Origin of the sequence: Shewanella sp. SM32 (assembly GCF_025654235.1) — a bacterium.
In the GTDB taxonomy this organism is placed as follows: domain Bacteria; phylum Pseudomonadota; class Gammaproteobacteria; order Enterobacterales; family Shewanellaceae; genus Shewanella; species Shewanella oncorhynchi.
In genome coordinates, this window is sequence record NZ_JAKKRO010000063.1 from 18,819 (window position 1) to 30,166 (window position 11,348).

Annotated in this window: 11 protein-coding genes; 6 read left to right on the top strand and 5 right to left on the bottom strand. The window is 45.2% G+C overall.

Features of this window, described 5'->3' with window-relative positions:
• Positions 1 to 153: 153 nt before the first annotated feature.
• The 3 genes from L5M10_RS19460 to L5M10_RS19470 all read left to right on the top strand — a co-directional run bounded on the left by L5M10_RS19460 (position 154) and on the right by L5M10_RS19470 (position 1,571).
• Positions 154 to 669 (top strand): AAA family ATPase, encoded by a 516-nt coding sequence (locus L5M10_RS19460; protein ID WP_263148787.1) that lies wholly within the window; start codon positions 154 to 156, stop codon positions 667 to 669.
• 30 nt (positions 670 to 699) lie between these two features.
• Positions 700 to 1,095: a GNAT family N-acetyltransferase gene (locus L5M10_RS19465; protein WP_173243103.1), complete on the top strand. Its 396-nt coding sequence runs from the start codon at positions 700 to 702 to the stop codon at positions 1,093 to 1,095.
• A gap of 92 nt (positions 1,096 to 1,187) precedes the next feature.
• On the top strand, positions 1,188 to 1,571 hold the full coding sequence (locus L5M10_RS19470) for an MAPEG family protein (RefSeq protein WP_105251622.1): 384 nt from the start codon (positions 1,188 to 1,190) through the stop codon (positions 1,569 to 1,571).
• 9 nt (positions 1,572 to 1,580) lie between these two features.
• Here the strand turns inward: L5M10_RS19470 and L5M10_RS19475 are convergent, their stop codons facing one another.
• A complete protein-coding gene (locus L5M10_RS19475) occupies positions 1,581 to 3,044 on the bottom strand; it encodes a PLP-dependent aminotransferase family protein (protein WP_263148790.1) in 1,464 nt (487 codons plus the stop codon).
• 117 nt (positions 3,045 to 3,161) lie between these two features.
• Here L5M10_RS19475 and L5M10_RS19480 point away from each other — a divergent pair, with 117 nt between their 5' ends.
• Positions 3,162 to 3,620, top strand: coding sequence for a GNAT family N-acetyltransferase (locus tag L5M10_RS19480; protein ID WP_263148791.1), 459 nt, complete (start codon positions 3,162 to 3,164; stop codon positions 3,618 to 3,620).
• Positions 3,621 to 3,748: 128 nt separating this feature from the next.
• Here the strand turns inward: L5M10_RS19480 and L5M10_RS19485 are convergent, their stop codons facing one another.
• Positions 3,749 to 4,816 (bottom strand): tartrate dehydrogenase, encoded by a 1,068-nt coding sequence (locus tag L5M10_RS19485; RefSeq protein WP_219251145.1) that lies wholly within the window; start codon positions 4,814 to 4,816, stop codon positions 3,749 to 3,751.
• 96 nt (positions 4,817 to 4,912) lie between these two features.
• Between L5M10_RS19485 and L5M10_RS19490 the strand changes: the two genes are divergently transcribed.
• Both L5M10_RS19490 and L5M10_RS19495 read left to right on the top strand, forming a co-directional pair.
• Positions 4,913 to 5,827, top strand: coding sequence for a LysR family transcriptional regulator (locus L5M10_RS19490; RefSeq protein WP_263139951.1), 915 nt, complete (start codon positions 4,913 to 4,915; stop codon positions 5,825 to 5,827).
• Between the two features lie 263 nt (positions 5,828 to 6,090).
• On the top strand, positions 6,091 to 7,233 hold the full coding sequence (locus L5M10_RS19495; RefSeq protein WP_263139952.1) for a glucosaminidase domain-containing protein: 1,143 nt from the start codon (positions 6,091 to 6,093) through the stop codon (positions 7,231 to 7,233).
• 203 nt (positions 7,234 to 7,436) lie between these two features.
• Here the strand turns inward: L5M10_RS19495 and L5M10_RS19500 are convergent, their stop codons facing one another.
• From L5M10_RS19500 to L5M10_RS19510, 3 genes are all read right to left on the bottom strand, one after another.
• Entirely contained in the window at positions 7,437 to 9,491 is a 2,055-nt protein-coding gene (locus L5M10_RS19500) for a toxin-antitoxin system YwqK family antitoxin (RefSeq protein ID WP_263148794.1), read from the bottom strand.
• Positions 9,492 to 9,732: 241 nt separating this feature from the next.
• A complete protein-coding gene (gene murI / locus L5M10_RS19505) occupies positions 9,733 to 10,545 on the bottom strand; it encodes a glutamate racemase (protein WP_263148796.1) in 813 nt (270 codons plus the stop codon).
• 611 nt (positions 10,546 to 11,156) lie between these two features.
• A partial coding sequence (locus tag L5M10_RS19510; protein ID WP_263255047.1) for a transposase occupies positions 11,157 to 11,348 on the bottom strand: 192 nt, incomplete at its 5' end.

Consider the following 11,348-nt stretch of genomic DNA (forward strand, 5'->3'; position numbering starts at 1 on the left):
AGTCATTAATGTAATGGGATTTTATTACCTTAAACTCGTCCCAAGTCTTGCTCGGTATTCATGCTTTATGTGATGCTCTGTACTGTCGTTCATTGGTGTCATAGCGAGTGAAATCGTCGGCTGAGATAAAAGACCAGTAATCAAGGAGTGAAGATGACACAGCAGAATGCGTTAGGACAATTTGTCAGTAAAGGTAAGTTAATATTCTTTTGTGGCAAAATGGGCGCAGGTAAATCAACCTTATCGCGACAAATTGCTGAGGCCGAAAACTGTATTTTAATCTCGGAAGACGCATGGCTGGCGGCGCTATATCCCGATGAAATTAAAGATTTTGATACTTACTTGAGCTATTCCGCTCGCCTTAAGCCTTTGCTTAAAAAGCATGTGAAGGAACTGCTCTGTTCGGGTGTTTCTGTGGTCATGGACTTTCCCGCGAATACTATCAATCAGCGCCTGTGGTTTCGAAGCATTTTTACTGATTGCGCCGCCCATAAACTTATTTATCTTAATCACAGCGATGCGCTTTGTTTGAGCCAACTCGATAAACGCAGACAAAGCCACCCTGAGCGCGCTATGTTCGATACCGAGGCGATGTTCTGGCATGTGAGCGGTTATTTTCAGCCGCCGACTCTGGATGAAGGCTTTGATCTTGAGGTGATAGAAAGATAATTATAGTGAATAAAAACAATAGGAAATATCATGTACCAAGTGCTTGAGGAGGTTGTTTCAGCCAATGATTTTGTTCGCCTACGACAGATTTCTGGCTTAAGCCCTAGACCATTGGAGGGCGCCATTAAGGCTTTGCCAAGGAGTTTATATGGCGTGCAAATAAAGCTCGCTGAGCAGACTGTGGGTATGGGGCGTGTGGTTGGTGACGGCGCGCTCAACTTCGAAATTGTCGATATCGCAGTGGATCCTGAGCATCAAGGTAAGGGATTAGGGCGGCTTATTATGCAGCACATCATGGCTTATCTAGATCGTGAGGCTTTTGAGGGCGCGTATATTACCCTGATGGCGGATGTGCCTGAACTCTATGAAAAGTTTGGCTTTAAATTTAGTCGTCCCGCAAGTGAAGGCATGTATATGGTGAAATAACGGCGCTAACCAATACACTTGTAACTTAGGCACTTATAGCAGTAGAACTCAAACAGTAGAGCTCAAAACAACAATCAAAGGAAGATTACCCCATGAATACCTTACTTATTTGCTTATTTGTCGCCATGTTATTGCCATATCTTGCGAAAGGTCCAGTGGCTTGGGCTATGGCAAAGACGGGTGGTTACGATAATAATCATCCCCGTGCTCAGCAAGCACAGCTAACCGGTTTTGGCGCTCGCGCTTTAGCGGGACATCAAAATGCCTTTGAATCATTGCTGGTGTTTGGCCTAGCCGTATTAGTGGTGATTGCCACGGGCAAAGTGAATCCCACCACTGAGTGGCTCGCAATCGTCCATGTAGGCGCCCGCTTTGTGTATCACATCCTCTATCTTGCCAACAAAGGCACCTTAAGATCCCTCACATGGTTTGTTGCCATCTTCAGTGCTTTCGGGATTTTCTTTCAGGCTTTTTAAGCTTGGATATTAAAGGATCTGCGCCAGTTTTTTGATACTTTCCCGCAGATCATCAGGCGTATGAGCGGCATAGCCCAGTAAGATAGCTTGCCTTGGATAGGGGGCTTGGCAATATCGAGACAAAGGCTGTGCCCCCAAACGTATTTGGCGGCATTTGTTGATCACTTCCTCTTCGGTCAAGTCGCCCTTCAGCCAACACACGAGGTGAATACCTGAGTCTGAGGTTTGAACGGACAATTTGTCGGGCAGATACTGCTCAATTGCCGCGATTAGCGCTGTTTGGCGTGCTAAGCAGGCTTTTCGCACTCGGCGAACATGCCGCGCATAATGTCCTTCGGCGATAAACAACGCTAATGTTGCTTGCTCTAGGTGAGCCGTGTGCGTATCGGCATAATATTTTGCCAACTGGAAAGCCTGTATCAGTTTAGGGGGCACCACCAAAAAGCCGAGTCGCAATTCAGGCAGCAGCATCTTGGAAAAGGTGCCTGCGTAGATCACCCGCTGTTGTTTATCGAGTCCCTGCAGTGCCTGAATTGGGCGGGCGCTATAACGAAACTCGCTATTATAGTCATCTTCTAAAATCCACTTATTCTGCTCAGCGGCCCAATCGAGTAAGGCCAATCGTCGTGGCAGACTTAGCATACCGCCGAGGGGAAATTGGTGTGAGGGCGCGGTAAAAGCCAGTTTCACTGCGGGCCACCGCTGGATCGCATCGGCAATATTTGTGCCCTCATCATCAACACTCACAGGACGAACCCGCATATTTTGCGAGAGAAAAGCGCCTAAAGCCCCGTCATATCCAGGTTCATCAAGCCAGACTTCATCTCCCTGTTGGAGTAGTACCTGCGCTGTGAGGTTAATGGCCTGCTGAGTTCCATTGATTATGATGATCTGCTCAGGTGTGCAATTGAGGCCGCGGGTCGAACGCGCATAGTCACTTATCGCCTCACGCAGCGGCAAATACCCCGCGCTATGGTTTGATTTACCTAAGGTTTTACGGGATTGCCGCCAAACTCGGCCTAACAGCCGCCCCCAAAGTTGGTGCGGGAAAAGATCGACACATCCGACGCCAATATTCAACATGCTATGGCTGTGGTCCGTATTTTCCTTCGCTTTCAGTCGCGCCATTTCTATTAACTGTGGATTAATTTCTAATTTGGAATCAGTGGCTTGAGCGCTTTCTCTGGCACGGTTTGGAATATCGATCAATTCATCGGGAATGGTATCTGACACATAAGTGCCCGATCCCGGTTTAGTCAGCAGATAGCCTTCATCAATCAGGCGCTCAAACCCTTGCAGTACTGAATTACGTGAAATCTGCATGGTTTCCGACAAGGCTCTGCTGGATGGGAGCTTCATTCTCGGGTGTAAACGTCCATCAAGAATGGCCTCTCTAAACGCATGATAAAGCTGATCTTTGAGGATGCCATCTTTGAGTTGCAAGTGAGGGAAATTGGATTGAGGTTTTTTCATTTGCTAACTGGTACTGTAAAAAATACAAAAAGTGTACCTTATGCGGTACCACAATTGAATCTAGAATCTTGCTTCAGTAAAACTGAGACCATTTACTTAATTTCAAGGAGTGCGCTAATGTCCAGCCAATCACTAACAGTAACCATTGATATGGTTAAAGAAACGGACTATTCACTCTGGTTACCACACTGGCGTGATTACCAGACTTTTTACAAAGTGGCGTTATCGGAAGCGACTACCCAAGCCACGTGGCGCCGATTCTTCGATGACCAAGAACCTATTTATTGCGCCGTCGCAAGAGAGGGCCAAAACTTACTCGGTTTTGTGCACTATGTTTTTCATCGTTCTACTTGGGCCGAAACGGATTATTGTTATCTTGAAGACTTGTTTGTTGCCCCAACGGCAAGGGGCCAACATGTTGGAAAACAATTGATTGAGTATGTAAAGCAAGCGGCCATTGAACACAAGTGTGCGCGCCTGTACTGGCATACACAGGAAACAAATTTAACCGCGCAAAAACTCTATAACTGGATTGGTGAAAAACCGGGAGTCATTGAGTACAGAATGCCGCTGTAAGGAGGGGCCTTTAATTAACGCATTAATTGGCTAGCTTATTAATGCGTTTATTATCAGTTTCTTGATAGTTTCAAATTCTTTCAATCCTAATGCTAAAGGGCTTTTAGCATTAGGTTTTAATGCACGTTTTAATTGCGACTAATCGCAGCGATAACCGCATCGGTCAGCTCCCGAGTATTCGCCGTTCCGCCCATATCGCGGGTTAAAGACTGCTTATCTTTCAATACGTTTTCTATCGCGCTGAGTATCAGGTCGTGCATTGCGCCATAACCTAAATGTTGCATCATCATAGCGCCCGCCCAAATTGTGCCTAAAGGATTGGCAATACCTTGGCCTGCAATATCCGGCGCCGAACCATGTACCGGCTCAAACATCGACGGAAATTCCTTGCTTGGATTGATGTTCGCCGAAGGGGCAATGGCGATAGTGCCAGTGCACGCAGGGCCAAGATCAGACAGGATATCGCCAAACAAATTTGAGCCAACAACCACGTCAAAATGCTCGGGTTTTAGCACGAAATTTGCCGTCAGAATATCGATATGATATTGGTCGACCTTAACATTGGGATATTGTTTTGCCATTTCCCCGACGCGACTATCCCAATAGGGCATAGAGTGAAATATGCCATTGGATTTGGTCGCCGAGGTTAAGTGCTTTGCCTCGCGGCTTTGGGCTAAATCGAAGGCATATTTTAAGATGCGATCTGTGCCACGACGGGTAAAAATGCTCTGCTGGGAGACAATCTCATGTTCAGTGCCTTCATATTGAATGCCGCCGACGGCGGAATATTCGCCTTCCACGTTTTCACGTACTACATAAAAATCGATATCGCCGGGCTTTTTACCCGAGAGTGGGCAGGGCACGCCTTCAAATAACCGAATAGGCCTAAGGTTCACGTATTGCTCAAAGGCTCTGCGGATCGGTAGTAGCAATCCCCAGAGTGAAATATGGTCGGGAACTCCTGGAAATCCAACAGCGCCTAAGTAGATGGCATCAAAGGATTTTAGTTGCTTAAGTCCATCCTCTGGCATCATGCGACCGGTTTTATGGTAGGTTTCACAGGACCAGTCGAAGTAGGTCCACTCAAACGCCACACCTAAGATTTTTCCTGCGGCTTCGAGTGTGCGTATCCCTTCGGGGATCACTTCTGTACCTATGCCATCTCCGGCAATTACGGCGATTTTTACCTTAGACATCTTTGACTCCAATAGGGGATTCTGCGTTTTTAGTATGTTATTCCATATTCGTATCGTGTATGAATAGGCTAAATGTTTTGTTAAGGATTACGAATCGTGAGTCAACTGCCGCCACTTGAAGATTTACGGGTCTTTGTTATCGCCGCAACAAGCGGGGGATTTACAGCCGCTGCGGAGCAATTATCTTTTTCTCCAGCGTATGTGAGTAAACGCATTGGCCTATTAGAAAAAGCGCTCGGAGTGCGCTTGTTTCTGCGCTCTGCCAGAAGTGTCAGCCTCACCTTAGAGGGCAAGATTGCCTTGGAATGGTCCGAACGTTTGCTCGATACCATGGAGCAAATGAGCCTTGAAATTAGCTTAGAGCAGCAAGTGCCACGGGGGCGATTACGTATCGCAACTAGCACAGGATTTGGCAGCCACTGTATTGCGCCGATTATTTCAGACCTCGTGTTCCACTATCCCGAATTAGAAGTTGATTTAGAGTTGCTCGACCGCCCGGTCGATCTGGTCTCTGAAGGTTTTGATCTAGAGGTCCGTGTCGGTGGCGAATTGCCACCGCAAATGATTGCTAAGCGTCTTGCGAGTAATTATCGGGTATTGGCTGCATCGCCGACCTATATCGACACGCATGGCATGCCAAACAATCTCGCGGCATTAGCCGAGCATAAGTGCATAGGGATCCGCGAGCGCGATCAAAACCATAGAGTGTGGCGATTGGAAAGTGCGGCTGGCATAGCCTCGGTTGATTTAGCGGCTTCCTTGATGACCAATAATGGCACAGTCGCTAAGCAGTGGTGCCTTAAAGGCCACGGTATTATGTTGCGCTCCATCTGGGATTTACAGCAAGATTTCTTAAGTGGCAGATTAGTCAGAGTACTCCCCGAGTATCATCAATCCGCTGAAATTCATGTAATTTATGCATCACGATTAGAAACGTCTGCCAAACTTCGCACCTGCGTCGCCTATCTTGAAGAGGCATTACCTCGTTTTGCTGGCACTGGAATAAGTTGATTTTATTTCGCCAATCTCTATTGGCGAGTGAACGCTCGCTATTTTCATATTGAGTTTAAATAAATCAAGGTGTTGGATTTAATTGCTGACATTGGGTCAAGAGGCGGCCAAGAAGGCGCTCGTCCTATTCTCCTTAAAAAATGATCGTAATAGGTCATTTTGTATATCTATTAAGCAAACTGTCAGGTTTTTACTGTTACCTTACGCCCCCGATGTATTGGCTAATCCCATTGCTACCGTTTTACCTCAGTTAAAGAGATACCATGTTTATAAAGTTTAAGCTTCCCGTTGCTATGCTCGCACTCATTGCTTTGTCTGTTTTATGCTCTTCGGTGTATGTGCAAGAAACGCTAGCGACTAAGCTGATTTCGAATAGGCTGCCAGTTGATGCTCTTGGTTTTCAGTCACTGACGGCTTCCAATCCTTTAGTTGCCAGTCAGAGTGCTCTACATCATATGCAGAGTTTGCCAAAACTGATGACGACTTCCCTGGTGCAAGCGAATCAAGGTGCTGTTGCAAACCCAACGGTTGCTGAACATTTCTCATCCCCAAAAATGCTTGAGCAGTCATCCTTAGACAATCCAGAGTCTAAACAACTGAGTCTGAATATCAGTTCTCTCGATGAACTCATGGGCTTGTTTGACTCGCTTAATTACACGCCAGAAAGCTTTCGTGATGGTAATAAATCGGTCCCTAGATTGACCTTTGATGCCGTGGGTGAGGGCTGGAGTTCAGTGTCAAGCCAACTCCCGGTGAAGCAAAAGAAAATGGTGTTTCTTAGAATGATTGCCCCTTTAGTCTTATTGGCGAATGAGAAAATTTTACAAGAAAGACAGGTCATTATGTCTGCCCCCCTTGATGATATTGCGTTATTAGCCTTAGGGGTAAAGTACAAAGTAATAAGCAGTGAAGATAAACCGCTGTTAGAAGCCCAAAGACAAATGCTACTTGAAAGGGTGGATATCCTGCCACCATCGTTAGTGTTAGCTCAAGCGGCAAAAGAAAGCGGTTGGGGCACATCGCGATTTGCCCGTGAAGGTAATGCATTATTTGGGCAGTGGGATTTCAAGGGTAATGGTATGGAACCTAGGCAAAAGCGCCAAGGTTTAGGCAATTATGGTTTAGCACGATTCGATACACCATTTGCTTCAGTAGAAGGGTATTTGTTGAATTTGAATACCCATAATGCTTATCAGAAGATGCGAGATTTTCGTGCCCAATCAAGACAAGCTAATCAAGCTGTGACAGGCTCTGCACTCGCAGGGACGTTAGACCGATATTCGGAGCGCGGGCACGCCTATGTTGAGGCGATTCGTCAGATGATCCGTACCAATAAGCTATATCTGGTGGATGATATTTATTTAAGTGATGACGCGCCATTACATCTATTAACAAGAACAAACTAAGTGATTGGTAAAATAACCATTTTCACTTAACCTGAATAAAGCGCACTTTAATTAGGCTTATATAGGTCAATTTAATCAAGGGCATCCGCATTACCCTATATCCCAATTTTAAACTTTGCCTTTTTGCTGGTAATTGTCTTCAAGGTCTTGAGTTAACCATTAGGATAAAAGGATAAGCAGTGCCTGATGTTCGATATTAATGTTTACCTTTCAGTAATCGCATAACTGCCATCTGTGTTATAGCGGATGATAAACCCTTTTTTCTCACCATCGTGGTAATACTTCAGGGACAGTAATCGATCCTTGTTATCGATTTCATATGTCCAGCCACGTTGCTCATTGTCGCTGTAATTGGACAGTGAATAACCGCCATCCTTCTTGTAGCGGATGTTGATTTGACTGTCTTGCCCCTGTTCATTATTTTGCAGCTTTTGGACATGCCCCTCTTCATCGAATTCATATTCTTTGATGAGGTTGCCATGATGGTAGTCAGAAAATTTGTATAATTTTCCTTTACTATCATAATAATATTGTTCCCCATGCTTAATTGATGGCGTATTTCTAAAGGGGGGATTCAGTATGTCCTTACAGTCATTGCTATAGGGATTTTCTCGCATTATGCACTCATCTTGAGAGGGCTTGACGGGCAAGGTTTCGTCATATTCATAATGACTTAACTCCATAAGCCGGTGATTATGGTTAGGATCAAATATCGCCTGCATGCCATGGTATTCACCTTTGCGATAGTGTCTAATGCCGTTGGCAACATCCTGTGCTAAGTACCAAATACTCTGACCATCGAGCAGTCCCTGCTTATAATGCTTATTGGCAAAGAGCACATTTTCATCGCTGATTAGTTTTTCTTCACCTTCGCGTAATCCATTGAGATAAGTCACTTCGATCCGTGATTTCTTGTCAGTTTTAAATACCCAAGGGCCAGTGCGCTTGCCATCAAGGTAAGCCCCGTTACCCACATAGTTGCGGTATTCGCCAAGCGAGACTTTATCTACCCAAGGGCCTTGTTTAATGCCGTTTTGATAGTGACCTTTATTGCCATTGCTCTCAAGCCATTCACCGTCTTTGACGCCGTTGCGATAAATGCCTTTTTCAGACAATCGCTTATCACCTGTGTCTGCGCCATATTCGGGCTCATAGATTTCATATGGGCCATCGAGCACTCCTTGATTGTAATGGGCAAAACCGTAGTTATCTGCCTCATCGAACATGGACTGTGCAATCCATTTACCTTGCTTTTTACTGTCAAGATATTCACCTTCCCAATAGCTTGTTTGGCCGTCAGCCTCCATCCATTTACCGACTTTTTTGCCTTGTTTGTACTGACCATTCAACATGATATTGGCATTACGGTTATCGTAGGCGATATAGGGGCCATCGAGCACACCTTGGGCATAATGACTTTCAAGCGCAAGTCCAGCCCAAGATCCACCGAGATTCATATAATCATAAGCTGGGCCCGTTTTTGGGATCTCACCCTCACCGCTGTTTAGCCAGTCCACATCATCGGCTTCAAAGACAACGCTCACCAACACAAAACTGCCCTGTTGTTCGCGATAATCATTGCGATAAAAGTGGGTCACTAAACTGTATTGATGCTCGCGGCCTTGGGCATCTTTATCTTTGCGGGTGAGGGGATAACGTAATTTATATTCGTCCGCGGTTTTCACATCGGCGGGTAAACCTTTAGCATTGCGATAGCCGATTAAGGTTGGTTTGAGCTTGGTTGAACCATCGATAATCGCTTTAATGGCGGGATCTTCAATCGCCTCAACATCATAGGTCATGCGATATTGCTGTGGCGGAATTTGGTTTAACACTTTGCGGGTGTCGCTGACGGTAAATGACGATAACGTCGGGGCGACTTCATCCAGCATAACTTGAAGGCGTGGTAGCTTAGTGAGCTTTGAATCCTCAAAACCATAACCCCGTAAATGCTGACCATCAGTATCTTTAAGCATGACCACGACTTCTTTGTCGCCACCCTTATCAAAGTCATAGTAAAAAACGGCCACAATTTCAGCCGCACCATAATCATCAAGATGTACCCCGGGCGCATCGCCGTCGGACATTTCGCTCCACACTTGATTGTCTTTTTGGTGAAAATTAAGCCATTGGCCATTCGGTAAATCGACAGTGGGATGGACGGCTTTGCCCGCAGCGCTTGCCGCAGGAATAACCGTTAAAGAGGATAACAACATCATGCCCGCTGCAGTGAATAAACTGCGAATCGAAAGTTCCATTTAACTACACCTTTTACACCGATAACTTGCGCCTCATGCGCACCAGTAAACGGGCCGAATTTTATGCGAAGACAAGCACTTCAGGAAGTAGCTGATACAAAAAAGGCCGCAATAGCGGCCTGTTAAGATCTAATGTTTAACAATCAGCGATGCGATATAGCATTTATTTCACGGGTGTCTTTTAGGGTAATCATTTAGATTTCTTTGAAAACGGGTTTTAAAAGAAAATGAGCTAAAAATATTACAATAACAGCTGCTTAAATTTAATAGAGCACTGAAGCAGTGCTTCAATTTTGCTTTGTTTCGCTTGTTCTGAATCTACATTCCCAGTGGTGTAAAACGTTATTTCTGGATCGAGTATCGGGCTACACGTTTGGTGTTCGATTTTTAATAATGAGTGCGTTCGATTAGCAATGGCTAATCCAGAATCAATGACGGTAAAGTGGTGGGGAAGGGCATTTTTGATTTCTGCATTGATAAGTGGAAAGTGAGTACAAGCCAGCACTAATACATCGGTATTAAACGCATCGGGTTTGCTAAAAATACGCTGAATTTCCTGGGTTACAATGTCGGGATCAAACCCATTGCCGAGAAGTTTTTGCTCTGAGGCGAGAACCAGCACTTCAGAGTCTTCTACTAAAACCTTACATTCTGTGGCGAAATTAGTGATCAGCATCTTCACATAAGCTGAGTTCACTGTGGTGTGAGTGCCAAGTACCACCACTACCTTTGATTTTGATAACGAAGCGGCAGGTTTTATCGCAGGGACAACGCCGACAATAGGTATATTGAGTTCAGCACGAAGTAAGTCTAGCGCAATGGTACTCGCTGTATTGCAGGCGATAACGATGATATCGGGTTGAGTCAGTGAGCTTGCTTTGGATATAACGTCTAAAATTCGCTTTTTAAGTATATCGTGCGGCTTTTTTCCGTACGGGAAAAAGCCAGCGTCAGAGACGTAACTCAGCCGTATGTTGGGGATTCTCTTTTTTATTTCGGCCGCGACAGTCAGTCCACCTGAACCTGAATCAAAAACTAATATTGAGCTATCCATTGCACCTACCTTCACATAATCAACACATTTAATTTTGCCATAGACACAGGAGCGTTAGTCGAATTGGCATACAGCTTCAAGAGGCGCATTTTGCTCTTTCAGCCTATTTTGAACAATGAGGATATGTTTGGTTAAGACTTTTTCGTAAACAAAAAATCTTTTGGTGAGTTAATGCTATCTACCGCAGCGTGAGATCATGAATACTCAGTTTTGTCCGCAGTTTAGTTTGGATGCCAACTTAATCCTTTGTGTGTTTGTAAATATTGCTGGAGCTTTAATTCCCATATCCATTAAGCACTATCATTCCAGTGACACGCAGCAAGCCCGTCCCTGGATGCTCGAACGTGGCATCTGCTATATAGGACATACTAATCTCGCGATCACATGTATGTGAATAAGCGACCATGCCACGGACTGTCACTTCCATGATGGTGCTTAATTTGGGTTAATCCCTTTGTATGTCAGATGGTTGATTCTTAAAAAATTCATGGCTGTCCGCTTTTTTTACTGCCATGCGTGGTAATACGCAGTTCAAGGCCGATCTGAGTTGGGCAGTAAGCGTCCATTTTAGGACGTATTGACGCCTTATAGATTTCGGCCAAGCATCCTGGCTAGATGTCTTTCAGGATCTGCACCAGTCCTGGTGGGATTTTCCACTGGCGGTTATCATCGCTGACCACCATCACTGATTTCTTGTTGATTTTGATAACCACGCCGAACACTTGGCCTTCTTTGGCCTTGAAGTGGACTTTTTGGCCTAAACGTAGCTGGCTTAGAACATTGATGTCGTTTTGCAAACGTAA

Excerpts from the sequence above, each read along its gene's own strand:
- L5M10_RS19460 (WP_263148787.1), top strand. The coding sequence starts at position 154 with ATGACACAGCAGAATGCGTTAGGACAATTTGTCAGTAAAGGTAAGTTA.
- L5M10_RS19465 (WP_173243103.1), top strand. The coding sequence starts at position 700 with ATGTACCAAGTGCTTGAGGAGGTTGTTTCAGCCAATGATTTTGTTCGC.
- L5M10_RS19470 (WP_105251622.1), top strand. The coding sequence starts at position 1,188 with ATGAATACCTTACTTATTTGCTTATTTGTCGCCATGTTATTGCCATAT.
- L5M10_RS19475 (WP_263148790.1), bottom strand. The coding sequence starts at position 3,044 with ATGAAAAAACCTCAATCCAATTTCCCTCACTTGCAACTCAAAGATGGC.
- L5M10_RS19480 (WP_263148791.1), top strand. The coding sequence starts at position 3,162 with ATGTCCAGCCAATCACTAACAGTAACCATTGATATGGTTAAAGAAACG.
- L5M10_RS19485 (WP_219251145.1), bottom strand. The coding sequence starts at position 4,816 with ATGTCTAAGGTAAAAATCGCCGTAATTGCCGGAGATGGCATAGGTACA.
- L5M10_RS19495 (WP_263139952.1), top strand. The coding sequence starts at position 6,091 with ATGTTTATAAAGTTTAAGCTTCCCGTTGCTATGCTCGCACTCATTGCT.
- L5M10_RS19500 (WP_263148794.1), bottom strand. The coding sequence starts at position 9,491 with ATGGAACTTTCGATTCGCAGTTTATTCACTGCAGCGGGCATGATGTTG.
- murI (WP_263148796.1), bottom strand. The coding sequence starts at position 10,545 with ATGGATAGCTCAATATTAGTTTTTGATTCAGGTTCAGGTGGACTGACT.